The sequence below is a fragment of the Nitrospira sp. T9 genome (assembly GCF_052156535.1).
Taxonomy (GTDB): domain Bacteria; phylum Nitrospirota; class Nitrospiria; order Nitrospirales; family UBA8639; genus Nitrospira_E.
Genome location: NZ_JBQKUP010000034.1, coordinates 200,135 through 224,760 on the forward strand (window position 1 = coordinate 200,135; position 24,626 = coordinate 224,760).

General features: G+C 52.3%; 19 protein-coding genes. 14 read left to right on the plus strand and 5 right to left on the minus strand.

The features are described 5' to 3' along the window. The first annotated feature begins 28 nt into the window (after nucleotides 1-28). The 14 genes from ACTRXD_RS09530 to ACTRXD_RS09595 all read left to right on the plus strand — a co-directional run bounded on the left by ACTRXD_RS09530 (nucleotide 29) and on the right by ACTRXD_RS09595 (nucleotide 17,440). Nucleotides 29-1,339 (plus strand): phenylacetate--CoA ligase family protein, encoded by a 1,311-nt coding sequence (locus ACTRXD_RS09530; RefSeq protein WP_442431575.1) that lies wholly within the window; start codon nucleotides 29-31, stop codon nucleotides 1,337-1,339. A 103-nt stretch (nucleotides 1,340-1,442) separates the two neighbouring features. Continuing rightward, nucleotides 1,443-2,606, plus strand: coding sequence for a hypothetical protein (locus tag ACTRXD_RS09535; protein ID WP_442431576.1), 1,164 nt, complete (start codon nucleotides 1,443-1,445; stop codon nucleotides 2,604-2,606). 240 nt (nucleotides 2,607-2,846) lie between these two features. Further along, complete coding sequence (gene asnB / locus ACTRXD_RS09540) at nucleotides 2,847-4,736, plus strand: asparagine synthase (glutamine-hydrolyzing) (RefSeq protein WP_442431577.1); 1,890 nt, start codon at nucleotides 2,847-2,849, stop codon at nucleotides 4,734-4,736. Then, entirely contained in the window at nucleotides 4,733-5,476 is a 744-nt protein-coding gene (locus tag ACTRXD_RS09545; RefSeq protein ID WP_442431578.1) for a hypothetical protein, read from the plus strand. The genes asnB and ACTRXD_RS09545 overlap by 4 nt, the downstream gene beginning before the upstream one ends. Continuing rightward, nucleotides 5,433-6,098, plus strand: a complete 666-nt coding sequence (locus tag ACTRXD_RS09550; protein ID WP_442431579.1) for a hypothetical protein — start codon at nucleotides 5,433-5,435, stop codon at nucleotides 6,096-6,098. Before ACTRXD_RS09545 ends, ACTRXD_RS09550 begins: the two co-directional genes overlap by 44 nt. Nucleotides 6,099-6,685: 587 nt before the next feature. Further along, entirely contained in the window at nucleotides 6,686-7,897 is a 1,212-nt protein-coding gene (locus ACTRXD_RS09555) for a hypothetical protein (protein WP_442431580.1), read from the plus strand. A 91-nt stretch (nucleotides 7,898-7,988) separates the two neighbouring features. After that, nucleotides 7,989-8,735: a class I SAM-dependent methyltransferase gene (locus ACTRXD_RS09560; protein ID WP_442431581.1), complete on the plus strand. Its 747-nt coding sequence runs from the start codon at nucleotides 7,989-7,991 to the stop codon at nucleotides 8,733-8,735. Between the two features lie 279 nt (nucleotides 8,736-9,014). After that, nucleotides 9,015-10,259 carry a Glu/Leu/Phe/Val family dehydrogenase gene (locus ACTRXD_RS09565; protein ID WP_442431582.1) on the plus strand — a complete coding sequence of 415 codons (1,245 nt, stop codon included), beginning with the start codon at nucleotides 9,015-9,017 and terminating at the stop codon, nucleotides 10,257-10,259. Between the two features lie 214 nt (nucleotides 10,260-10,473). Beyond that, nucleotides 10,474-11,487, plus strand: coding sequence for a glycosyltransferase (locus ACTRXD_RS09570; protein WP_442431583.1), 1,014 nt, complete (start codon nucleotides 10,474-10,476; stop codon nucleotides 11,485-11,487). Nucleotides 11,488-11,504: 17 nt separating this feature from the next. Then, nucleotides 11,505-12,569 (plus strand): Gfo/Idh/MocA family oxidoreductase, encoded by a 1,065-nt coding sequence (locus ACTRXD_RS09575; protein WP_442431584.1) that lies wholly within the window; start codon nucleotides 11,505-11,507, stop codon nucleotides 12,567-12,569. A 261-nt stretch (nucleotides 12,570-12,830) separates the two neighbouring features. Next, on the plus strand, nucleotides 12,831-13,895 hold the full coding sequence (locus ACTRXD_RS09580) for a glycosyltransferase (protein WP_442431585.1): 1,065 nt from the start codon (nucleotides 12,831-12,833) through the stop codon (nucleotides 13,893-13,895). Beyond that, nucleotides 13,892-14,791, plus strand: a complete 900-nt coding sequence (locus ACTRXD_RS09585) for a glycosyltransferase (protein ID WP_442431586.1) — start codon at nucleotides 13,892-13,894, stop codon at nucleotides 14,789-14,791. The genes ACTRXD_RS09580 and ACTRXD_RS09585 overlap by 4 nt, the downstream gene beginning before the upstream one ends. Nucleotides 14,792-14,972: 181 nt before the next feature. Then, complete coding sequence (locus ACTRXD_RS09590; protein ID WP_442431587.1) at nucleotides 14,973-15,968, plus strand: SGNH/GDSL hydrolase family protein; 996 nt, start codon at nucleotides 14,973-14,975, stop codon at nucleotides 15,966-15,968. A gap of 5 nt (nucleotides 15,969-15,973) precedes the next feature. Further along, entirely contained in the window at nucleotides 15,974-17,440 is a 1,467-nt protein-coding gene (locus ACTRXD_RS09595) for a lipopolysaccharide biosynthesis protein (RefSeq protein WP_442431588.1), read from the plus strand. A 282-nt stretch (nucleotides 17,441-17,722) separates the two neighbouring features. Here ACTRXD_RS09595 and ACTRXD_RS09600 read toward each other — a convergent pair whose 3' ends face one another. From ACTRXD_RS09600 to ACTRXD_RS09620, 5 genes are all read right to left on the minus strand, one after another. Continuing rightward, on the minus strand, nucleotides 17,723-18,835 hold the full coding sequence (locus tag ACTRXD_RS09600; protein ID WP_442431589.1) for a glycosyltransferase: 1,113 nt from the start codon (nucleotides 18,833-18,835) through the stop codon (nucleotides 17,723-17,725). Between the two features lie 5 nt (nucleotides 18,836-18,840). After that, nucleotides 18,841-19,809, minus strand: coding sequence for a glycosyltransferase (locus ACTRXD_RS09605; protein ID WP_442431590.1), 969 nt, complete (start codon nucleotides 19,807-19,809; stop codon nucleotides 18,841-18,843). 112 nt (nucleotides 19,810-19,921) lie between these two features. Beyond that, nucleotides 19,922-21,067: a glycosyltransferase family 4 protein gene (locus ACTRXD_RS09610; RefSeq protein WP_442431591.1), complete on the minus strand. Its 1,146-nt coding sequence runs from the start codon at nucleotides 21,065-21,067 to the stop codon at nucleotides 19,922-19,924. A gap of 632 nt (nucleotides 21,068-21,699) precedes the next feature. Next, complete coding sequence (locus ACTRXD_RS09615) at nucleotides 21,700-22,890, minus strand: glycosyltransferase (protein ID WP_442431592.1); 1,191 nt, start codon at nucleotides 22,888-22,890, stop codon at nucleotides 21,700-21,702. Between the two features lie 173 nt (nucleotides 22,891-23,063). Further along, the gene (locus tag ACTRXD_RS09620) at nucleotides 23,064-24,569 is read right to left on the minus strand and encodes an alkaline phosphatase family protein (RefSeq protein ID WP_442431593.1); all 1,506 of its coding nucleotides are present in this window, start codon (nucleotides 24,567-24,569) and stop codon (nucleotides 23,064-23,066) included. Nucleotides 24,570-24,626: the final 57 nt, after the last annotated feature.

Sequence of the window (24,626 nt, forward strand, 5' to 3'; positions counted from 1 at the left end):
GGAAATTCTGCGAACATGGAAGTGTCTGATGGATCTGAGGTCGAACGTCACACGCTCTCCCGCAAATCTCCGATCGTTGCAAGATCATTTGTTCCGCGACGCTATCATCCATGCCTACAGCAACGTCCCCTTTTACCGTCGTGTTTGGGACGAAGCGGGTGTAGATGTCCAAGCCATTCGAGGCATTCAAGATCTGGATCGAATTCCAATCATCACCGCTCCCCTGGTGCGAGAATCGGCAAAAGGAGGTGAGTTGCTGGCGCGGGGAGTGGACCCCTCATCCTGCACCTATCTTGAGACCAGCGGCTCATCAGGTGCAGCATTACGGATTTGGAAACGGCCGCTCGAGGAACGGGTGCGAAGAGCCGTGGGACTGCGGATATGGTTTGAACACGGATTTCGTTGGCGTCATAACACGGCGCAATTTCAGATAAAGCCGGGTCCCTCGCACGTACTGCAGCGCTTCGGTATTTCTCGGAAGACGTGGATCTCGACGGAACGATCCATCGAGGACCAGTTGGCGCAATTGTTGGAGACAAAGGCTGATGTGGTGGTTGGCACGGCGACAGCCCTTCGCCGCATTGCACGAGCGAGCGAAGCGGCTCAGGCCGCACTTAAACGGCCACGTGTGGTGTTTTGTGCAGGAGAGTTGGTGGATGCCGAAACCCGTCAATTGGTCACGCGAGTCTTCGGCCGTGAACCGGTCGGGCTGTATGGCCAGACCGAGGTCGGGTATATCGCCTGGCAATGCGAGCAGCGTGGGTCGTTCCATGTAAATGCGGATACACATTTTGTTGAAGTATTGCGGGGTGGGATACCGGCCCATCCGGGCGAATTAGGGACAATCGTGGTGACAGATTTGCGCGCCCGGACCATGCCACTCATACGGTACAACACGGCTGATCTGGCCATAGCTGGATCAGGTGGATGTTCCTGCGGTCGGCATCTGCCTTTGATGGGTTCAATTGAAGGGCGCGAACGAGCCTCAATTTTACTCGGAGAGGGGCGTCTCCTTACGACCCGAAAGATACTTGATCACCTCGCGGGAACGCTCCGCCTCGGAGAGTACCGCCTGTACCAGGAAAGCCTAAGGAAGTTTCGGCTCGAGCTCACCTGCCACGCCCTTGTCGGCCATCCAGGGATCGAGGACGTAGACCCCTGTTCGCATGTCCACCTGACTGTACGGGATCATCTCCGCAAGCTCCTTGGTGAGATTGATCTATCGATTAGGATTGTTCAGCCGTGGCCGGCAGATGGCACTGGCAAGACCCATGCAATCTTCTCGGGGGTCAATCTCAATGAGGGTTCTCTCAGGGACACCACGGGAACGGCGTCTTGAAGCGCGACATTACCATGGTTTTGGGGAAACCACGACAGAGGGTGGTTGAACCTTGCGAATGTGGTTGCGGCCAGTCGAAACAAAAACAGTGGGCACGGATAGGATGAATCATTTAAAAAACATCATGATAGAGTGGGTCATCTCCCGCCTTTCCGGCAAGGCACAAGCCTTGGTTCCGCGATATGGTTTTTACGCGTGGGCGTGTCTGGGATTACAAGGGATCCCGGTTGTGTTGCTGCGGGGGCCCACCCTTCCATCCGGGCAAATCGGGACACTATTGGTGGCGGGCCATGATCCCTGGGTTTCTTATTTGCCGAACAGGTTTTTCATTGGGGAGCCCCAACGTGAGCTGGTAGGAAAGGTGTCGTTACCGGACCTGCCGGCTCTGCTAGATCGCCGGCGTGAAGCAGCGGATCTGACTATCGTTCGTGCAGATCGATTGTCAGCGGAAACATTCTTCGGAAAAGACTATCTCGCGGTTCCTGAATGGATTGACATGCGGCTCGCCGTTCCTGGGGACCTCGATGAGTTGGTGCGTAGTAATCGAAGTATCCGCGAGGACATGCGTCTGGTTCGCAAATATCAGTTGCAGCCATTGGTCACTGAAGGGGAGGAACGATTTGACGAGTTCTATAATTCCATGTACGTCCCTTTCTCGAGAGACCGTCATGGAGCCATGGCCATCATCAAAGGCCGGCAGGAATTACGTCGGTTGATCCGAAAAGGGGGAATCCTCTGGGTTATGGGAGACAATCAGCCATTTGCCGGTGTTCTCTATGAGCGAAAACAGGACACATTAAACCTTTTGGCCATAGGCATGGCTTCGGGAGAACTCCCGCTGAAAAAAAGAGGAATTATGGCCGCGCTCTACTATTACAGCATCCAGCATGCCCGCCAGTTGGGGTTTGCTGAGGTAAATTTTAGAGCCGCTCGGTCTTCCCTGCATGACGGATTGCTTCGCTATAAACGCAAATGGGGAAATGCTGTATTTGATAATCCTAATTCGTATTTTGATCTGTTGATCCGTTGGAAGAGCGTCAACGGCGTAGTGAAGGATTTCTTCTCTCACACAGGTCTTATCTTTCGGGACGGAGGACGCTTGTCTGCAATCCATGCTGACGAATCACAGAGTCGCCGATCTCTCTGGATTGAAGGGCTGCATCGGCTCTACCTCCTGACTGAATCCGGTCGCCAACCGATGATAGATGAGGGAGTTCTTGTTAAGCGTAACCGGAGCAACGTTCAATTCTCATCGACCCTTTCATGATGCTTGAGGAGACATCAAGGGCCCTATCAACATTCCCCCACTTTGCGCCGATGATCCGTAAGAGTACCTGTTGTGGCGAGATACAAAGTTCGAAACATTCTCTGGCTAGTCGATTGTTTCTGACTATAGGAATGCGCTGTATTCAGTCGTTGATTTGAAAGCCATCAACGAGGACCCCGACCAAACATATTTTTACCGAGTGTTGGAAGAGATACGCGACACACAAGAGTAGGAGTACCTATGTGCGGATTGTGCGGCGTGGTGTATTCCGATCCTAAGAGGCCGGTCGATCGGGATATGCTGCATCATATGACTAACACGATGTCCCATCGTGGACCGGATGGGGATGGGTACTTTGTTGAACCGGGTATCGGTCTCGGCTTCCGTCGACTGAGCATCATTGACTTGGAAACCGGCGATCAGCCCATTTCCAACGAGGATCACTCCGTTACCGTTGTATGCAATGGTGAGATTTATAACTACAAGGAATTGCGTCAAGATCTCAAGGTTGCCGGTCATCGTTTCAGGACACATTCGGATGTCGAAGTCCTTGTCCATTTGTACGAGGATTATGGGGTGCGTTGTGTGGATTTTCTGAGAGGCATGTTCGGCTTCGCTATCTGGGATTCCCGGCATCGCCGTCTCATGTTGGCCAGAGATCGGTTCGGTATCAAACCCCTCAGCTATGCCATCAAACCCGGTGCTCTGTTTTTTGGATCGGAGTTGAAGTTCATCCTTGCAAGCGGGTGTATTGACCGTGAGGTTGATGTTGGTGCCATGAAGGAGTTATTTGCGGTCGGATTTGTTCAAGCGCCGAAGACCCTTTTGCGTTCAATCCGGCGGCTCCCACCCGCGCATTATCTTCTCCATGAAAACGGGAAGATCACGATTCAGCGTTATTGGGATCTCTCCTTTCCATCAATGGGAGAGGAAGGCTTTCGACGAAGCGCTCAGGAATGGACCGAGGCGGTGCGGGAAAAACTGGAAGAGTCCGTTCGCCTCCACCTCCGAAGCGATGTGCCATTAGGTTGTTATTTGAGCAGTGGAATCGATTCAAGCGCTATGGCGGGATTGATGAGCCGAGAAATCCCGGATCCTTTCCACACTTTTTCTGCGGCGTTTGAAGATCCGTTGTTTAATGAGATAGGTCCGAATAGGATTCTCACAGATTTCTCGGGCTACAACCTCCGCAATCACATCACCACCTGCAGCACCGCCCATTTTGACCTGTTGCCGGAAATGATTTGGCATCGTGAAGACCCCAATATCTCATCGGGAGGCATCCCCCATATGTTGCTCGCCAGGATGGCGGCGCAGCAGGTGAAAGTCGTCTTGACCGGGGAGGGCTCGGATGAAATATTCGGGGGCTACCCCTGGTACCGGGTTGAGCGGTTGCTTGAACCATTCATCAATCTTCCACTCAGTGTCCGTCAAGTCATCGCAAACATCCCGTTCCTGAGGAAAAAATATTCTCGATCTAGCCGGGCATTCGCCGCCCACGCCGCGATGGACCGGTCTCGATACACCCAGATCATCGATAATGCCTCCCACCGAAGTTACGATGATCTTTTTTCCGATCACCTTAGCAACATCCATAGTTCTTTCACCGATTCAGAACCGCCTTTCTCTCTTCCGAAGGATTTTGAAGGATGGAGTCGTTTTGCTCAATTACAGTATTTGGATATCAATGTACGTCTTTCGGACTTCATTACGAGAACCCTGGATGCCGCCTCCATGGCTTATGGCCTGGAGGCACGCGTGCCATTCCTCGATCATGAATTTGTCGAATTATGCAGCCAGATTCCATCCGACTTGAAAATGCGAGGGCTTCAGGAAAAGCATATTCTCCGACGGGCACTGGAGGGTGTCTTACCCGCGGAAATTCTGAATAGAAAGAAACGCGGGCTTTCCGCTCCATTCTGGCCATGGCAAGGTCGTTTGCCGGAATTTGTCGCAGACGCTCTGTCCGAAAAAAGGGTTCACACCAAAGGGTATTTCAATCCTCCTTATGTTCGACACATGCTTCAGCAACATCAAAACAGTAGGGCGAATTTTGGAAGAGATTTAATCGGTGTCCTTAATATTCAATTATGGGATGACCTATTTGTCCAAGGGTGCCGTCCGTCGTGAGTTGCACGGGTGTGTTGGCTCCCAATCCTGTGTCCACGCTCTATTCCATGCTTCGCCATCCGGATGTCGGACGGGAACAGCTTGTGGCCTTTCAAAACGAACGAGTTTGCCGGTTGGTCGCACATGCCTATCGCCATGTGCCCTATTACCGTGGGCTCTTTGATCGACATGGATTGAAACCCCAGGATATCCAAACGGTCGACGACCTGGGGGCCGTGCCCATCACCTCCAGGAGTGATTTGCAAGCCTTGCCGGTCGATGAAATCATTGCCCGGAATGTGGACCCGGGGTCTTTGATCACCCGCGCTTCCAGCGGGTCCTCCGGGCGACCATTTATTGTGCGCCGCACTTGGCTGGAGGAACGCCTTCATGGGGCCTTTCGATGGCGTGCGCTCCATGCGTTGGGCCTCCGTGCGAGCGACAAGATTTGTTATGTGATGGGGAACTGGAATATCCAACGACAGAACCAACTGGCCAAGCGTATCCTGGACACCCTTGGAATGGCCCGGCGAAAAGTCATTGATGCCCTGCAGCCACCCGAGGACATTGTCCAGGCTCTACAGAAGTTCAAACCTACGGTCGTGGGGGGGGTATCCCGGCGTGTTGGCCAGGATCGCGCAGACTGTGAATCGCGACGCACTACGGTCCCTTCGACTCAACTTTGTGAATCCCGGTGGAGAAGTCCTGACGCCACTCATGCGCCAACAGATTCAGGACGGGTTTTCCGCGCCAGTCTTTGAAACGTATGGAAGTATCGAATTTTATCTTCTGGCCTGGGAATGCCCAACAACCGGGGAGTATCACTCATGTGACGATGGCTTAATTATCGAAGTGCTGCGGGATGGGGCCCCGGCGGGTGAAGGAGAAAGAGGAGAGCTTGTTGGAACCGACTTGCATTCGTTTGCGATGCCGTTGATCCGATACCAGCTTGGCGATGTCGTCACAAAGGGAAGCCAAACCTGTCGATGCGGACAACCGTTTTCGACGATTCGATCGATCCAGGGACGTATGATCGATTACTTCGTGCTTCCCGGCAACAGGGTTGTCCATCCTTATGAGTTGGGGGTCAGAAAGATCTCCTGGATTCGAGAGTTTCAGGTGACCCAGGAACGATTGGAATTCATCGTGATGAAAGTCGTCCCGTTTCACGCGCCCTCCACCCAGGAGATGGCAGCGTTGGTTCAACCGGTGATGGCGTTGCTGGGATCGGACGTGCAGTTCCAGGTCGTGTTGGTGGACACAATCCCGAGAGAGGCAAACGGGAAATTTCGAGTATATCGTTCCCATATTCGATCGGCGTATGACGCATTTGCGTGGCCGGATCAAAAAATGGTTCCTCCTGTAGCCAATGACGACTGCTAATTTTCATGGCGATAGTGCAGTGGATATGGAAAACCAGGTGACTTTTGCCTGCAACCTATCATGAAATTTTCAAGAAACGCGGACCTCTCAATCATCAAGCGATGCCGATGTCTCGACAGGCACGTATTGAAGAGCCTGGGCATGATGTCCGCATAGGCCGACATGAAGGACGGAGGGGTTGTCTGCGAGGCCTTCTCGGGTGATGATTACGTGAGGATCTATTTCAATCGAGCGGCGACTCTCATTCATATCGAAACGTCCGAGGTGTTTACTGATCTCTGTGAACGGTTTCAGTCTTGCTGCGTTGTACCATATCGATGAGAACGAAGGGTTCATTTTGGAGCCGTATCGAGCGTCAGGAAGCGGAGACATCTGAAACGATTGACGAAAGGATGAGTTGCTCCGGTCATCCACCCATTACCAATAACCGAGATGCCCTACATGTTTTATGGTTGAAAATCCAAATAAATGCAGCGGGCATCATTTTTGGTTTATAGAACAGGAACGAAATATTGGCCGGTAACGTCGCCCTTATTTTCCTGAGGTCGGTCATCTGAGTAAAGAGTCTCTGGGAGTTGGAAATGGGCATGACTAACCAAAATTTCCCCCGCTTCAACGGCTGGGCATGGTGGCTCTATGAGCATGCTCCAGCCGGCTTGGACGATGCAGCTAAGAGATGTGCCCCATGGGTCTTGCCATGGGTTGCGCTTCGCATACCTGTCGCAATTCTGAGAGGGCCAACCAGACATTCCGAGCGATCGGGAACCATCGTAGTGGCCGGGCTTCAACCTTGGGCCGATTACCTGCCGCGTCGCTTCTTTGCATGTGCGCCTCGGCGAGAGGTCGTTGGAGCCGTGCCTATATGGGCCCTTCCTTCGTTCCTAAGACGTATGGCTGTCGATGCAGACATTATTGTCGCGCGCGTCGATCGTGTCTCTGCCCGCCTTTTTTTTGAAGACGGTTTCCTTGTGGTTCCCGAAAGCATCGGCTGCCGACTTTTGCTGCCGGTCGATTTTGACAAGCTTGCACATGCCAGCCGTAGCGTAAAGGAAGATTTGGGTACGCTCCGGCGTGAGGGTTTCACGATGGAGATCTCACATGGGGAGGCCGACTGCGAGGCGTTTTACTCATCAATGTATCTTCCCTTCGTCCAGAAGCGGCACGGAGAGTTTGCCGTGATCCATAACGTGCATCAGCTCCGTCGAAAGTTTCGTCGTGGGGGGCTCATCTGGCTGCGGCGGGGCGACCATCGCATTGCCGCTGCGCTGTTTGAGCAGGAGGGTAACGTCTTCCGTGGAGTGGCATTGGGCACAGCTGGGGGAGACCTCACGCTGATGAAGCAGGATGCCCTTGCGGCACTCTACATTTTCGAAATCCAGTGCGCCCAAGATGGTGGATGTGCAAGCATTGACTTCGGTGGCACCCCGCCGATTCTCAATGACGGACTTCTTCGTTTCAAGAAGAAGTGGGGAGTCCAGCTCATGGATGAACCTCAGACTCCCTATGACTACCTGGTCCGGTGGGAGCGACCGAATGAGCAGGTCCTCGACTTCCTGGCCGACGTGCCGTTGATCTTCAGAAACCACGGTCACCTGGCTGGGCTGACCGCCATCAGGCTCGATGGCGAAGCCCACGCGGAACAAGCGTCTATGATGCATCGCTCGTTGTGGATGGCAGGGCTGCAGCGACTCTTTGTGGCGACGCCAACCGGAGATGGTTCACAGGAGATGGATGCGCTTTCTGGACAGGATAGAGGCGGGATACCTTATGTTGGTGGGACGGAATTCTGCGATTTTTAACGGATTCTTCCGACGTTAGGCGGGAATCAGCCGCCATCGCCAAAAGCGCATGGGAATCCCGAGGCGGGCAAAAAAAATACGAGGTGATTGCATGTTTTCGGAATATCGCGCAATTTTCAAAAAACGAGGCCATCTATATCATCAAGCAATGACCCTGTACCCGAGCGCTCGCGCAGAAGAATTCCTTCATATCGTTCGTATTGCCGACATGAAAGACGGAGATATCGTTTGTGATATTCCTTCCGGCGGAGGGTACTTAAGGCACTTCGTGGATCGGACTACGACTCTTTGCCATATCGAAACATCAGAGGTGTTTGCCGATCTCTGCAGAGCGAATGGCGTGCCCCACGTGTTGCTTTCAACTCTGGAGGATATTCCTGTCAAGATAGGGGCGGTGGATAAAATTATCAGCCTCGCGGCCTTGCACCATGTCGATGAAAAGAAACGGTTCTTCTCAGAGGCTTCTCGAATGTTAAGAAAGGGAGGGACGCTTACAATTGCCGACGTGCAAGCGGGGTCGGCCATTTCCGAATTTTTGGACGGTTTTGTCAACGAACACAATACAATGGGACACAAAGGGACTTATATCTCCGCCGAAACTCAAGGTGAGATCGAACGATGGGGATTTACTATGAGGGAGTCTTCGTTGATCCCCTTTCACTGGGAGTTTGATTCTCCCCAGGCCATGGGACGATTTTCTCAACTGTTGTTCGGAATCGATAAAGCAGACTCTGTCCAGGTAGTAGAGGGTATCCGAAAGCACCTGGCCTATGATCTCGATAGCCACGCGTGTCGAATGAACTGGGAGCTGTTATTCCTCAATGCAAAAAAGCTCTAGACCACAATTATGTCCCGCGATATTGGGTACCTGGTACACAGGCAATAGCTCGGTTAGTAGGTGCTGCAAACGAGTGATAAATTCCTCTTAAAGCAAATTTTGATCTATGATGATTCTTCAGAACATGAAGTTTGGAACTTACCTCATAAGCAGCGGGCAAGAAACGCCCAAACGGTTCTCGCGTAAGCAAGGTTTCAGCACCTATCAAGATATCCCGCATGACATCTCACCGGCCACTTCATGGTTGTTCGAGTATTGAAGTCTTGAAAGGGATTGCCGATGGCATCTTTACTCAGGGGAATTGACTGCGTCGATGTGCATCGAGAGTTGAGGGATGACAACCAACTCGTCTGCACGGTCGCTCGAGGTTCCGAAGTCATGGGATACGTCGTCGTTGATTCGACCGTATGTAGCATCTCGCGAGGGGGGCTTCGCATGTCTACCAATGTGAGCGAAGCAGAAGTGCGTGATCTGGCCCGTACGATGACGCTCAAGTGCGGCTTCTTAAGGCAACCGCAAGGCGGCGCGAAGGCAGGCGTGCGTTTCAACCCTGAGGCCCCGCTCGCAGAACGCCGGCAACGCTTGGAAGCGTTTGGGCGAGCGATTGCTCCGCTTCTAATTAACCGCATCTTTATCCCCGGCCCTGATATGGGTACGAATGACACAGATATCCGCGCGATGCTCAATGCGGTTGGAGTGAAGCTCAAGTGGCGGGAATTGCGCGATACGCAATCGGGACAGTACACCGCCGCGACCGTGTTCATCAGTGCCAAACGGGGGATGGAGCATTTAGGCTTGACGCTCCCTCGCTGTACGGTAGCCATTGAAGGCTTCGGCAAGGTGGGGAGTGCCTTGGCCGGCCTGTTGGACCAAGCCAACGCCAAGGTAGTGGCAATCTCCACCGAGAGGGGAGCGATTACGAACCCGCATGGACTGAATGTGAAACAGCTCAACCAGCTCGCCGACCGGCACGGTAGCCGTGTGGTGGATTTTTATGCAGATGCCGAACGCATTCCCTGTGCTGAATTGTTTGAATTGCCCGTGGATCTGCTCTGCCCTTGTGCGACCCATCTCAGCCTGCATGCTGACAACGCTCCTCGTGTGCTTGCGCGTCTCATCTGTCCCGGGGCCAACAACCCAGTGACGGCCGAAGCCGAGAAAATTCTATTTGAACGAGGACTGGTGTACCTTCCCGATTTCGTCGCCAACTGTGGCGGGATACTCGGTAGTACGATGGCCTTCGCGTCGATGAAAAGGGAGAAGATCCTCTCGGCCATGGAACGTTATCTCGGCGATCGAGTCGCCTGGTTGCTGAAGGAGGCGACGCTCCGGCAGGTACCACCACGGGAGATTGCCGAACCGTTCGCGCGACAACGCTTTGAGGAGATTCAGCGAACCGCTGCCCACCCGTCGCTAAGCAATAAGCTCGTTGCCGCCGGGGTAGAACTCCATGCTCGGGGTTGGGTCCCTGGCTCGCTTGTGGGGGTCTTGGCGCAACCGTACTTTGCAAAGAGGTTGGCTTGAATGGCGTGTGAATGAGACAGTGTCCCAGGGGGATACGGTTCTTTGTCGGTGGTCTGCGATATTTACCGCCTCTCTGCGCCGTGCCCGGTACGGCAGCATTTTTTAACAAACTCATTATTGGTAATACTCGTGTAGAAAGGCGAAAGAGATCACTCGGGCTCAGAGCGGTTGCGTGTGGCATTCCTTATGAAGGTTCATAAAAGAAAAAGCAAAGGTGAGTAAAGTGGAAGATCAACAGGTTCATGCACGTGATAGGGACCAGGGCAAGACCCCGCTCCTTTCCGTGATTCTGGCAACTCCAGCGGGGTACGGCACCATCCGAAAAACCGTTTCGCACCTTCGGTCTCAAACCGCCCGCTCGTCATTGGAATTAGTAGTCGTGGCGCCTTCGAAAGAACTATTGGACTTGGAGGTGGATCAATTGGACGAGTTTGCCTGTTATCAGGTGGTCGAGATCCAGAAATTTCAGTCCATTGGCCAGGCAAACGCCGCGGGTATTCGTCAGGCTGCAGCCCCGATTGTGGCATTGGCTGAGGACCATTGTTTCCCTGATCCGCAATGGGCGGAGAACCTCATTGCCGCGCATAAAGGTCCCTGGGCTGCAGTGGGCCCTGGCGTCAGAAATGCCAATCCCAATACTGCCGTGAGTTGGGCGGATCTGTTCATTGGCTACGGTCCCTGGCTGACACCTGCTCCTTCCAGGGAGGCTGAGTTTTTGCCAGGGCACAATACCAGTTACAAACGAGAGATTTTGCTCGGCTATGGAGATCAACTGGATGCCATGATGGAAGCGGAAACGGTCCTCCACTGGGATCTTCGTGAAAGGGGGCATCGATTGCATATGGAGTCGACCGCGAGCGTTGCCCATACAAATTTTTCTCTATGGTCCTCCTGGGTGCCAGCCCAGTTCTATAACGGCCGTCTCTTCGCCGGAGCCAGAGCCCGGCAAAAGCCTCTGTCATGGCGCATCATGTTTGCTCTGGGGGGGCCTCTTATTCCAATTGTCCGGCTGTGGCGAATTTGGGTGGGACTCTCTTCTCAGGACTTAAAGATTCGATTTCTGTCCTGTCTTCCTGCCTTGATAATTGGGTTGGTGATTGATGGAATGGGCCAAATGATTGGCTATGCGTTAGGGACAGGGAATGCCCTGGACAAGGTAGCCAGGTTTGAGGTTGATCGGTTCAAACACATTCGAGAGCAGGATCGTTTGGAAATTCTGGGGTTTTAAAACGGTGTGGAGGATTTATGAAATCCGATGAAAATCGGCCCGTCAGAATAGGAATGGTCGGTTGTGGGCGGGCCACGAGGGTGCTTCACCTGCCGGCATTACAATTTGTGCCTGGTGCAAAGGTGGTGGCTTTGGCCGATCCCAATCCAGAGGCACTTCACCGCGCCTCCCACCAACTCGCGGTAGAACAGTGCGTTCCTGACTTTCGAGCCTTGCTTGAGAACCCGACAATTGAGGCGATCGCCATTTGTGCCCCGGTGCAGTTCCATGTTGAGATCGCTCTAGCAGCATTGGATGCTGGCAAGCACCTCTTTATCGAAAAGCCTCTAAGCTTGACCCTTGAGGAATGTGATCGACTCATCGATCGGGCTGCCGGGTTACCTCTTCAAATCATGTTGGGCTTTAACACCCGTTGGCATCGGTTAACCCGACAGGCCAGGACTTTGTTTCAGCACGGTGCTGTTGGGCCCCTTGAAGTCGTTCGAAGCAATCTGTTGACGAATTACAATAAAGATCTCCCCGAGTGGAGAAAAAGACGAATCTCAGGCGGGGGGGTTCTGCTTGAGATGGCGATGCACCATTTCGATCTCTGGAAGTATGTATTAGATGAGGAGGTGGAGGAAATCAGTGCACACAGTCGGTCGGGAACCTGGGAGGATGAATCGGCGACGGTTACCGCTCGCTTGGGTTGCGGCGCGCTTGCTTCGGCGACATTCTCCGAATGTGCAACTCAAACGAACAGTATGGAGATTTATGGACGAGATGGATCGCTAGAGATTGACTTTTATCGCTTTGATGGGTTGCAAACTTCCACCACATCCGAAAATTCGGGAAATATCCAAGCACGAATCAGGGGTTTGAGGAAATTTGTCAACGAATTTCCCGAGGCGATCGCCACGAATCGGCAGGGCGGAGAATGGCGCCGGTCTTACATAGAAGAATGGCGACATTTTATCGGCTCGGTCCGTGCGGGTGGTCGGATTGAATGCGGTTTAGAAGATGGACGACGTGCCTTGGCTGTTGCTTTGGCCGCGATGGAGTCCGCAGCCACGGGAAAAGCGGTGACGGTTGCCAAGCGATAGCGAGGGATTAAAGTTCGAAGACCTGGTCAATTTAACAAGGTGGTTCATTGTCTACTGCAAGTATATTAATGAATTTTATGGTGCCTTGTTTCAAAGAAATCCTGGCGTTTGCCCTTAAATCAGATCACGCATTCTGCCAGCCCATTCATTTCGAAATTCTGACAACATCCGAGAACACGTCCTAGACCCACACTACATGCGTGAGGAGTGTTTTCTCATGATCCTTAGGTTTTTTTAGAAGAGATGTTTCAATGAACATCCATGCCACCTGCTGATCTTCAACTCGTGCCATACCGTTGCGAACTGAGAATTATCCAGATGATTGCTTCGAAACAACCGGTCGACAAGAAGCTGGCAATCACGTTCTGCTATCGAGGCTTTGCTGCGAAATTCGGGACTCCCCCACGTGTAGTGGTTTCCATCCTCGAAAAGTCCGGACATCACGTAAGGCAGATCAAAGATGGGCCGTTGGACCTTGCAGCGGATAGTGTGGTTTGGATCTGGGGAAATACGAATTGGTATCCTGGACTCTTTGCGCAACTCACTACCATGAATCGAGCGCAAAGGCCTCTGGTCATAATTTGGCACACTGAACCTCTCCCGCCTCCTAGCGCGGCTGGCTTGCCATGGCCGGGATTGAACTGGTGGGAAACGGCAAAGTTCATCCTTCGTAGTTCCGAAGCCACGGATGTTTACACGAACTATCTTGTGTTGCGTCGTTGGGTGAGGAATGGGCTTCCGGATATCCTCGTGGCTGCTACATTAGGACGCAGGGAGTTTCTATTTGAGCGAGGCGTTGTGGCCGATTGGATTCCACTGGGATACGAGCCTTCATGTGGACAGGACTTGGATCTGCCCAGGGATATCGACGTGCTGTTTCTTGGAGCCCAGGATGTCCCCCGCCGGAATCGACTCTTGCACCGCCTGCGGAAGAACGGAGTTCGGATACATGCAGTAGGAAGTTATGCCAATCAAGGTTGCTGGGGGAAAGATAGGACTGAATTGCTGAATCGAACGAAAATCCTTCTCAACCTGTCCAGAACACCTGGAGAGTTTCCCGACCTCCGCTTGATCCTGGGGATGGCAAATAAGGTGCTGGTCGTATCCGAACCGATCTATCGCCCAGATCCTTTTGTGCCTGGACAGCATTTTATCAGTGCCACGATAGAGGAGATGCCTGAAAAGATTCGATACTATCTGACGCATGATGAGGTGCGGGCTTCAATCAGCGAACGGGCTCATAAACTGATCACTCAGGAGGTGACAATGGAACGATCGGTAAGCCAGATCGTTGACCTCATTTCCAATGCCACCACGCACTCATGAAGACGTCTGCCCCTATATTTTCGATCGTGATTCCGACTTACAATAGACCGAAACAACTTGCTGCCTGCTTGCAGGCCTGCACCCGGCTCGACTATCCGCACGACCGGTTCGAGATCATCATCGTGGATGATGGAAGCCCGGTGCCCGTTGAAGTGCTAAGGGATGGCGGGTCCAATCTGCCGAGTATTATCTGTCTGCGTCAAATCAATACCGGTCCGGCTTCAGCTCGCAATATGGGGGCGCAGCATGCACGGGGAGACATTCTGGCTTTTACGGACGATGACTGTGTACCAAACCAACAGTGGTTAAGGGAACTTGCTCAATCATTCAACGATGTTCCAACAGGGCTTGTCGGCGGGCGGACCGTTAATGGGCTGTTCGATAATATTTATTCGACCGTGAGCCAAATGATCGTCGATGAGGCCTATGCATTTTTTCTCAGCTGTGATAGTGATCTCCGGTTTTTCGCGTCGAACAATATGGCGGTTGCTACAAGACATTTTCACAAAATCGGAGGGTTTGATTCATCCTTCCGTACTTCTGAAGATCGGGAATTTTGTGACCGGTGGATACGGCAAGGACACACCCTTGTGTATACTACCAAGGCCATTGTCCATCATTATCACCAACTCACCTTGACGGCATTCTGTCGGCAACACTTTTCCTATGGGCGTGGTGCCTATCAGTTTCATCGCACGCGAGCACGATGTGCTCTTAGTCTTTTGAAGCCTGATCCACGGTTCTATGCTTCGGTATTCCGCCGCGCGCTTTCAGGAAAGAAGCCACTCCGCATGACCGGCTTGGTGATCCTGTGGCAGATGGCGAATCTTGCAGGATTTTTATGGCAAGCCGCTCATCACGCACCGGTATCTACCAAAAGTGCCTCTAGGGAGTAAGACCAGGCCATTGAAAACCAATCACGTGGCGGCGATCCGTCGTCATAATCCAGGAACGACAAGCAGCAGATGTTAAAAAGCTACCCTATTGGCCAACTATGCATTGCGGGGAATTCATAGGCTACATGATCGAGCCAGGCAAAAATCCGCACCCGTTGAACAGGTTAAGAAGGAAGCATCGATGCGAAAAGGATTGAAAAGGGCTCTGTTGTACGCTGGTTACCTGCTCATTGTGACCGTATCCCTCCTGGAAATCGGGGTCAGGGTCTGGGGTTATTCGGAGCATCATATTCATGATCCGATCTATATCTCATTTGAACCGAGCCAAGACATTCCCTATATACATAAACCTAACCTTATGCAGGCCAGAGCCCGGGGTCTTGTTTTCATTAACACGGATAGCCTGGGATTACGTTCGAAAGTATCCGGAATGATCTATGCTACCAAGCAACCACAGGAATATCGTATTGCAATCGTGGGTGATTCCGTCACGTTTGGGGAGGGTGTTCCCACTGAGGAAACGTTCACCGAAGTTCTGGAACATGCGCTGAATCAACACCAGGATCTCTTGACCGTGAAGGTGTTTAATTTTGGTGTATCGGCGTATAGCGTCAAAGAGATGGCCGCCATGCTACAACATCGTATGGTAGATATTCGGCCGGATCTGGTTGTGATGGCTATTATTCCGCCTGATCTGAATCTCGACCGGACCCCCACCATTGACTCAACTGGTTATCTGGTTGGTCAAAAAATTGCCAGTCTTCTTGATTCTCCGGTTGGAGAGGCTTTAAGAGGCATCCGCCTTCTGTATGTGCTCCGGGATGTAGGGTCACGGTGGGTTTCTCCACCTCAATACCCTCACCCACTGCTTTCACGCGGCGAGATTCCCGATTCCTACCGTTACATTCAACAATTCAATGAGACAGCAAATCAATATGGATTTTCCCCTTTGATTGCGCTCCTTCCACGAATGGAGGAAAATGCCTGGGGTCTTCTTCCTGACAGACTGAGACAAGACGGTATCAGGCATCTTGATTTGTCGTACCTGGGTAAAGAATTTACTACGGAAGAGTATATGGCAAGTCGGTTTGACCGGCATCCCTCCCCTGCGGTTCATCGTCGAATCGGGGAAGAATTAGCCCTATATGTGGAACATCAACCAGAGTTTCCCCAGTGAGTCCCTTGTCGTCCCAACCTGGCCGTCATCTTGTTGATGGGACCGTCCGAGTCTTTCTCGCCGGGCTCCTGTTTCCCATTACGGGCCTCATTACCGCAGGGTTTCTTACTCGACGCCTTGGAACGGATGGCTATGGCTTATTGGTCCTCTCTGCAACGTTGTTTGGATGGGTGGAGCTCGGGATCAACTCATTTTTTGCTCGTCCGGCGATTAAGTTTATTGGGGAAGCGAAAAACTGGCTGCCAGTTGGTAGCACCCTCATACGGTTACAATTTGTAGCAGGGGTTGGTGGAGGGGTGTTACTAGGACTGCTCTCATTTCCTCTTGCCTGGCTCCTCGACGAACCGTTGCTTGCGCCCTATCTCGCCCTTTATTCCCTCCACATCCCAATCAGTAGCCTGACTCAAGCCCACCAGAGCATCCTCGTGGGAATTGGTAGTTTCCGGCAGAAAGCCGTGACTAATGCCTACCGTTGGATTGCCAGGCTGCTGTTGATTCTGTTCCTGGTTGAAATGGGCCTGTCTGTTTCTGGCGCTATACTGGGAAGTCTTGGGGCAGCCCTGGTCGAACTCGCTATCACCCGTCGATATGTCAGGCCTCCCTTCTTTGGCAAAATTGTCATTCCCATACGCCCATTTTATGACTTCGGTATCCTCCTGTGTGTCTCATCCATATTGTTCCTTATTTTTTCCAGCATGGGCTTGGTTATGCTGAAAATCCTTGGCGGAACCCTGGAGCAGGCAGGAGTCTATGGTGCGGCCCAGAATTTGTCGATCATTCCCGGTCTGTTTGGGGCATCTTTTTCCCCGCTGTTGCTCTCGACGGTGAGCCGTCTACTTTTTGAGGGAAAAACTGATCAGGCAAAAAGCATGGGATTTGGTGCAATGAGAATGGTTGTGGGGTTATTCCCGTTTGGAGCTCTCGTTGCGGGCGCTGCTCCTGAGATTGTTACATTAGTATTTGGCCAGTCTTTCGAGCTTGCTGGTCCAATACTGGGGGTGTTGATTATGGGAGCCATCGCATTTGTGATGGTCTCAGTAGCCGTGGTCATTGCGACGGCTTCAGGTGCTCCACTATTCACCTTGTATTTAAGTATCCCGCTGGTCCTGCTGGTGGTGATCGGGAACTTGGTGATGATCCCAAGATTCGATGCCCTGGGCGCTGCCATGGTGACAGCACTGTGTCAGGGAATTGGTGCCTTGGCTTCCGTGTTTGCGATCTACCGGCTTTGGGCAATTTTCCCGCCAATTGGTACGTTGTGGCGTAGCGCCGTCATCAGCGTACTAGCCTATACCCTGGCAGTGATGTGGCCAACCGCGGGACTTTTGCTCGTGATAAAGATTGGGGTAATCGGAGTGGTGATTATTCTGGCTTATCTGATCTTGCGGGAATTCAGTTACGACGAAATTGCACTCACCCGTTCATTTTTAAGACGAAGAACCGTACCTATCGAACAACAGAAGGAAACGTGAGTTCAGTTCAAAGGGTAATCGAGGTAGGGTGAATCACGTCTCTTCTAGGGAAACATTAAATGGGTTCAGTGGCAGAGGATGCCACTTTTCTGCTCTTCAAGCTTTTAGCTGTCTTGTTGGTTCCAGCTGCATGGGCTAAGCAGGGGAAGGAGGTCTGCAATAATCTTACAAGGGTTTGATTGTAATCTTAAGTGAAAAGATCGGTCAGGGTGTCTTGGTTGCTTTGAGGTTCTCCCCTGTGTGTGCGGGTACCTTCGAAAAGGTTCCAATTTTAAAGGTTCTTCACCTCGGGTTGCCTCGGATTACCTCCGTGAGGAAATTTTCCAGCTTTTCCCTATGGCGGTCGGGAGAAAATTGTCGGCTTAATTCCTCAGATGGGACTTCGGCGGCGAGCAGATCAGCCTGGGACGAACTTAAGAAGGCAACCCATTCATCAGCACTATCCATGATCGTCAGGCCAGGTCCGGATGGGCATTCGAGGCCGCGTACCGCCAGGGTGGTCGCGAGAACTGGCATTCGATTGTACAGACTCTCCGCAAGTTTGATGTTCACACCGGCACCTTCGTGAATGGGACAAATCATGATATCAACCTGTTCCCATACCTCCCTTAAATTTTGGACAAAGCCATGGGAAATAATTCTGCCATGAGTGGGTATCTGGTCACTCTGTCGCCCAAAAACGTGAACCGTGATTGGGCGGCACACCTTGGGAAGTATCTTATCCATGAGCCACTTCCAACTTTGGCGATTGGGCCACCATGCGAAATCGGCAAGAAATCCAAGCCGTAGATGGCCGTTGGGCTTCGGCTGGCGGACTATAGGAGGATCGGTAAACATCGGCGGAACATGAAGAGCGCGCAGTCCTGGGACCTGGTTACAACCCCAAGCCATTTCAGCTGCCGAAAGAAATATAACCCCTCGGGAGCGACGAAACCCCTCGATCTCATAACGACGTTGCTTGATAATTTCTCGTTTGAGGACATGTGAAAGGAATGGGTAGTTGGCCAGTTTTTGAGTCAGCACCTGGTGCTCGAGATTATGCGCGATGAGCACTGTGGGGATTTCCGGCGGTAATTCCTTGACGGCCCATAACATGTCACCGCCGTTGATCAATGCCGCATCGAAATGCTGGGATCGCGCGATTTTGCGAATTCTCAGCTTAAACTCGGGTTGACGTGTAAATAATGTCAATGCTGGAAGCTCAGAAATGTAGGACCGGGCCAACGACATTATTTGGCGGGACCGATACCATGGGCCTGGGGGCGGGTGAAGAGGAGCTGCCAAATTGACCACGTGGCTACTCCCCAGGGCGGCAAGGAGTCCGCGAGTGTAGGTTCCTGCACCACCCGGGTGCGAAGCCGGATCAACCAGCGAGGCAATGAAAAGCTTGGCCATAATGGTCAGCGATATTTCGTTTTGTCTACTCGCTGGTGCCTGAATGCTAACAGCATGCCATTGATTTCGAGGAAATGTATCCAAAGCGTGAGTGCCACTGCGACTGGATAGTCGGTCAGCCGCAGACCATATTGTTGGCCGACTCGAAAACACGTCCCCAAGCTCTCAAGAACTCTACCTATGTAAAATAAAGGAATGGAAGCCTGTCCGAGCCGTAGGAGCCAGCTGAATCGTAATCCAGGATCAAGCTGACGGATTCGGATAGTGGCCCAGCCGATATGGCACCGAATATCGCGTTCCATGGACCAGCCCTCGAAGTCGTGTATCACAGTCATAGCTGGCTGAAAGAGAAAACGGCCTCCGTCCCGCATGATGGCAGCAGATTGTAGTTGCGCTGCATAAGGGCCTTCATTTTCCGGGAGCGGGAACCGTTCGTAAACCTTTCTGAGAAAACCGGAGTTGTTATTGGAAATGAACCGGGTTGGGCCTTCTTTTCCCGGGTCGAGAAAGCCGCGGGATAGGACAGAGAGGCATCGTTCGGTGGCGGTTTTGCCTTCATACATGGTGCGTCCGCTCACTGCAACATATTGAGGGTGGGACCGAAATGTGGTGATCAGTGACTTGAGCCAGCCAGGAACCGGAATGCAGTCTGCATCCAAGAGAGCGATAATTTTACCCTGAGCAGCATGAGCGCCAGCGTTCTTCTGCTCGTAGGTAGCATCTTTGGGCACTCCGATCACCTTTAAGCCAGGTAACTCGGCCAGCAAGTCGGCTGGAAGCTTTCGTGCACGCTCTTCCGTTTCGACGAGGAGAAACTCGACGGGTTCGTCCACTTCCTGTGCGGCGAGTGCTTGAAGACAACTGCGGAGATCCGCAAGTTCTGCATGTCGATCTGTATCATGGTCGGCCACAATCAGCACACTCACCACAGGCTCGGAATTGTGGCCAGTTCCAGAGCGTTCATTATCAAGCATGGGTATACCTCCAGTTGCTTTGTTATACATAAGATCGATTTGAATGCTTTACCTCCCTAAATCCTACCCCACGACCAGACAATTATTACTTAATGGAATTTTTTTCGCAATTTTACCTAAGAGTTTCGGTTAAACGCATATAAAGACGAGCGTGTCGGCGGGCGCTTTCCTCTTGGGTATATCGCTTGAGCACTGTAGCTCTAGCCTCCTTCACCTTGACCAATGTTGGGGCCGGATTACCGATCATATCGATGGCAGCTTCTGCCAAGGCGTCAGGATCGGATGGGTCGACCAATGTACCGTATTTTCCGTTGTCGAGAATTTTTGGGAGTGCACCGCTGCGACTTCCCAATAAGGGTACCCCGGCCGCAATCGACTCTAACACCACTAAACCAAACGCCTCATTGTAAGAAGGGATCACCAACAGGTCCATATGGGACATGATCTCGCAAATCTGAGTCTGGTGACCAGAGAATTCGACGTGGTCGGAGAGCCCCAGTGCCACGACTTGATTTCTGATTTCCTTTTCCAAGCTGCCGGCACCGACGATCTGAAGGCGAGCGCCGGGTATCACATCGACGATACTCCGCATGGCAGCGATTGCCACCTTATGCCCTTTTTCGTATTCGAGCCGTCCGACAATGCCTAGTAATGGATGGGCGGGATCGGTTAGGGCTCGGATTTCCGGCAAACTGGTGCGGCCCGCCAGGAAGCGGTTTAGATCGAAAAATTGGTCAATGATTTCGGCACGACCCCATTCGTAGGGCCGCAGCTGCTCCTTCATCAAATGTTCAGCAATACAGACGTAGGCTTTGGTGCTCGTTGCCAACCAGTAGTGCACAGCACCCATAAGCGGCCGCAGAAACCATCGGGGTTTTGGTTCATCAAAATTAACCGTCATGATAATGACGGGCACGCCCGCCAATTTGGCTGCCATGCGAGCCCAGACGTTGCAAAAACCTGATTGTGTTTGAATAACGTCCGGTTGAATTCTGCGGAAGGTCTGATAGAAAGCTTTGATAACCTTGAGAATGCCGATTGGTTCCGTGAGGCGGGGAATGCCAAGTCCGAGCTCATGGATGGTGCAACCGGTTGCTTGTACCGCAACGCCGATTGTGGAGGTGGTAGGCATCAAAGTCACCATCTCGAAACTGAAGCGTTCGGGATCAAGTTCCTCGGCAAGGCCCAACGGAGAGTGTTCCCCACCGGCATCGCGGTAAAAACCAAGATAGGCATATAATACTTTAATTTTTTTCATTCAAGCCGAAACTACCGGGATGTTTTGGTCTCAATTCCTAAAATATAAGAGCATCATAAGGGTAAAAATCCAGGTGAATAAATAAGATATAGTTTTTTATCGAAAAAGGGAAAGGAAGATCAATGAGGGAAGTGGGAGGGACTAATCTCTGAGCCGATAGATCAGAATCACCTATGAGTATGGATCTGTATCAAAAGGTAGCGTGATCATTTAGAAATCAACTCATGCTCCATATTTTTAAAAGAACTCTTCAAAAGAAACCAGGATTGGGGTCGATCTCGTTCCATAAGCATTTCCCAGACCTTCCTCCCTGAGGAGTGTGTTGTGCACCTCCGGCATGAGCCTCTTTACGCCCAGGGCTGAGTTGCGGGTCTCGTCCATTACTCTCTTTCCCCCAGCAATAGAGATGACATACGTAAACATAGAACTTTCGTGAAACCCTGGTTGGTCTGATTCCAGTAGTTCTCCATCCCACTCAGGTCCGTGTGCCCCGCTAAATAACTCTTCGAATAACTGACTTGAAAAGGCAAGAGGCCAGCACGTCCAATGCCTTGTATCTGGATAATGGATTACTGCAGAAAATGGTGACAGGTGCCATCATTTCCCTTGGTAGGTAAAAATGGCCTAACACTTTAGCCAGAAAATGAATAATTACTAGAGTTTTCTTTAATTTTCCCCTCAAAATTTTCAGCTAAACGCAGATACAGCCGAGCGTAGCGCCTGGCGCTTTCCTCTTTGGTAAATCGCTTGAGCACAGTCGCTCGAGCTTCCTTCAACCTACCCAATGCTGGGGCCGGGTTAGCGATAATCTTGAGGGCCGCTTCTGATAATGCGTCAGGATCGGCGGGGGTCACCAACTCACCGTATTTCCCGTTGTCAAGAATTCGGGGGAATGCCCCGCTGCGGCTCCCCAATAACGGTACCCCGGCGGCAATCGACTCTAACACCACTTTACCGAATGCTTCGTTGTATGAAGGGATCAATAACAGGTCCAAAGTGGACATGATCTCACAAATCTGAGTCTGGTGACCGGTAAACTCGACGTGTTCCGAGAGCCGCAGTGCCACAACTTGATCCCTGAGTTCTTGTTCCAAGCTGCCCACACCGATGATCTTGAGTTGAGCGCCGGGTATCGCATCGACGATTTTCCGCATGGCCGTGATCGCCACCCTATGCCCCTTATCGTATTCGAGCCTTGCGACAATGCCGAGAACTGGATGCGCGGGATCGGTTAGCGCCCGGATTTCCGGCAAATCGGTGCGGCCCGCAAGAAAACGATGCAGGTCGAAAAAGCCATCAATGACTTCAGCACGATCCCATTCGTAGGGCTGTAACTGTTCCTTCACCAAATGCTCAGCGACACAGACGTAGGCGGTGGTGCTCCTCGACAACCAGTGATGCATGGCCCGCATAACCGGCCGAAGAAACCATCGTGGTTTTGGCTCCCCACCAAAATTCAAAGTCGCGATGATGACGGGAACATGCGCCAATTTGGCCGCCAAACGGGCCCACACGTTGCAAAACCCTGATTGTGTCTGAACAATGTCGGGTCTGATTCGGCGAAAGGTCTGATAAAGGGCTTTGATAACCTTGATGATGCCGACCGGTTCTGTGAGGCGAGGAATCCCCAGCCCGAGCTCGTGGATGGTGCAACCGGTGGCCTGCACCGCAGCGCCGATTGTGGAGGTGGTCGGCATCAGGGTCACCATCTCGAAACTGAAGCGCTTCCGATCAAGGCCCTCAGCAAGGCCCAGAGGAGTATGTTCCGCTCCGGCATCCCGGTAAAATCCAAGATAGACAAACAATATTTTTATTTTTTTCATAAAAACAGGACAGGATACCTCTCAGCTTCCTGAGGAAAGGAATGCGGAAATGTGAGGGGATAATACAAATGAAAGATGCCCACTAGCTTACTGGGTGGAGATTCACTCTAGGAAACTGTTTTTACTTTGGGTTGAGCTGGTTGATTCGGTTGGATTTCCATCACTACGTGTTTTCATCGGTATGCGAGAAGTGACTGGCCGGGAAGGTCCTTGTGGGGCACGCCCGCTGCTGCACAGACCGTCGCACTCAGATCAACCAGATGTGGATTTCGGCCATTGATCGCGTGATACGTTCCCGATCTTGGGACGATGATCGCGCCGGCGCCTGGTATGTGATTTCCCGACCGTCCTGACCCCGCACCTCCGCGCAAAACTGTGCCGTATATTGGGGAGGCCACGCCGCGCAGGTTCGTAGATTGTTCACTAGTCCATCGGATAACCAGGTCGGGAAGCCTGTCTAGTTTCTGCCCGGAAGGTAAATGGTCTCCGGGTCGTTCAATGCCCGCGATGCACTCTTTCCCGTTGATGTCGCTAAAGGTTCGGAGGCCCTCGACGATCTCATCGCAAAGCACTTTTGCTTCGGATTCGGTGACAATCCCATTCCGCTCACGCCCGCGGATGTTGAGCCGAACCAATCCAGGGCCGTCTGAAGGTAGCGAAAAGGCCCGTACCGCTTTCCAGTCTTTCCCGATCGTCCCCAGTCGAGCTGTGAGTTGGAGCGAAAGTGAATCCGGTAATGCATCTGCGACTTTAGAACGAAACGAGGTGGGTACAATCGCACGCAGCTTCGTCAAAATGTCATTTCCTGATGACGTGCGGACCGGGGAGGGAGGGGTCAGAATCCGTTCCAACATCTCGGGGAGAAGATCGGACCGACATGTCTCCGGACCCATTCCCTTAGCCCAGAACACGAGGAGATCTGCATTGTCTGGCAGAATTTTTATTATTCGACCGAGTGCTGCGTCGGCTGCCAGATATACGTCAATTAAGGAGCCCTCCAGCAGAGCGGTTCCTGTTGGTGATTGCCCGATGACGTCGACGGACGCTGGATCCCAAAGCTGATGACCCGCAAGGTGGATCGCAGCCATGTGCAACCAGAGGACATCGGGAGCCCTCTCTTCCATCAATCGTTCAACCCCGCTGGCTAGGCGGCTAGGCGCCTGAAGAAGAATTTTCCGCAGGTGGAGGAGGTGGTGCTGCGATGGTTGACCAAAGGTCTCCTCACCTCTAGGAGTCTTGCCAAGATTTTTTAAGAGTTCCTTGCCCAAGCTCGGTGGACGTGACCACTGAGCCAAGTGGACGCGTGAACGAAACTGACATCCACTCACCACGATACCGTTGGCCAGATCTTGCATGGGATGTTCGGGTGGATCGATGGCAAGGACTCGTTTGCCTGCCCGGTCCAGGCGTCGGAACAGAGTCTCATCTGATAGGAGTTCGTGAGACAGTCGAAGCCTTTGCTCGGGAGCAGACCAGGTAAACAAGGAGTAAATTCCGTGCTCCGACAGATGCTGACCAGTATAGAGGGTGGCATACACCGCTCCATCAAGAAATGGGGTCTCGAGGCTGACGACCTCGCCTTCTCGTTGAAGAGCCGCGAGATGCGGCATTCGGTTGTCAGCGATTAACTGCTGGATGAGGGGCAGCGATGGGGCTTCCAAAGAGATGGCCGCAATCATGTTTTGCTCCCTATGACAGAGCAGATTAGATCGATGAAACCGAGGTCCTGGCACCTG

What these genes read in the sequence shown, in the direction of transcription:
- ACTRXD_RS09600 (WP_442431589.1), bottom strand. Translation starts at nt 18,835, where the DNA reads ATGGCCAAGCTTTTCATTGCCTCGCTGGTTGATCCGGCTTCGCACCCG.
- ACTRXD_RS09605 (WP_442431590.1), bottom strand. Translation starts at nt 19,809, where the DNA reads ATGCTTGATAATGAACGCTCTGGAACTGGCCACAATTCCGAGCCTGTG.
- ACTRXD_RS09555 (WP_442431580.1), top strand. Translation starts at nt 6,686, where the DNA reads ATGACTAACCAAAATTTCCCCCGCTTCAACGGCTGGGCATGGTGGCTC.
- ACTRXD_RS09615 (WP_442431592.1), bottom strand. Translation starts at nt 22,890, where the DNA reads ATGAAAAAAATAAAAATATTGTTTGTCTATCTTGGATTTTACCGGGAT.
- ACTRXD_RS09580 (WP_442431585.1), top strand. Translation starts at nt 12,831, where the DNA reads ATGCCACCTGCTGATCTTCAACTCGTGCCATACCGTTGCGAACTGAGA.
- ACTRXD_RS09590 (WP_442431587.1), top strand. Translation starts at nt 14,973, where the DNA reads ATGCGAAAAGGATTGAAAAGGGCTCTGTTGTACGCTGGTTACCTGCTC.
- ACTRXD_RS09550 (WP_442431579.1), top strand. Translation starts at nt 5,433, where the DNA reads ATGCGCCAACAGATTCAGGACGGGTTTTCCGCGCCAGTCTTTGAAACG.
- ACTRXD_RS09560 (WP_442431581.1), top strand. Translation starts at nt 7,989, where the DNA reads ATGTTTTCGGAATATCGCGCAATTTTCAAAAAACGAGGCCATCTATAT.
- ACTRXD_RS09565 (WP_442431582.1), top strand. Translation starts at nt 9,015, where the DNA reads ATGGCATCTTTACTCAGGGGAATTGACTGCGTCGATGTGCATCGAGAG.
- ACTRXD_RS09585 (WP_442431586.1), top strand. Translation starts at nt 13,892, where the DNA reads ATGAAGACGTCTGCCCCTATATTTTCGATCGTGATTCCGACTTACAAT.
- ACTRXD_RS09530 (WP_442431575.1), top strand. Translation starts at nt 29, where the DNA reads ATGGATCTGAGGTCGAACGTCACACGCTCTCCCGCAAATCTCCGATCG.
- ACTRXD_RS09535 (WP_442431576.1), top strand. Translation starts at nt 1,443, where the DNA reads ATGAATCATTTAAAAAACATCATGATAGAGTGGGTCATCTCCCGCCTT.
- asnB (WP_442431577.1), top strand. Translation starts at nt 2,847, where the DNA reads ATGTGCGGATTGTGCGGCGTGGTGTATTCCGATCCTAAGAGGCCGGTC.
- ACTRXD_RS09575 (WP_442431584.1), top strand. Translation starts at nt 11,505, where the DNA reads ATGAAATCCGATGAAAATCGGCCCGTCAGAATAGGAATGGTCGGTTGT.
- ACTRXD_RS09620 (WP_442431593.1), bottom strand. Translation starts at nt 24,569, where the DNA reads ATGATTGCGGCCATCTCTTTGGAAGCCCCATCGCTGCCCCTCATCCAG.
- ACTRXD_RS09610 (WP_442431591.1), bottom strand. Translation starts at nt 21,067, where the DNA reads ATGAAAAAAATTAAAGTATTATATGCCTATCTTGGTTTTTACCGCGAT.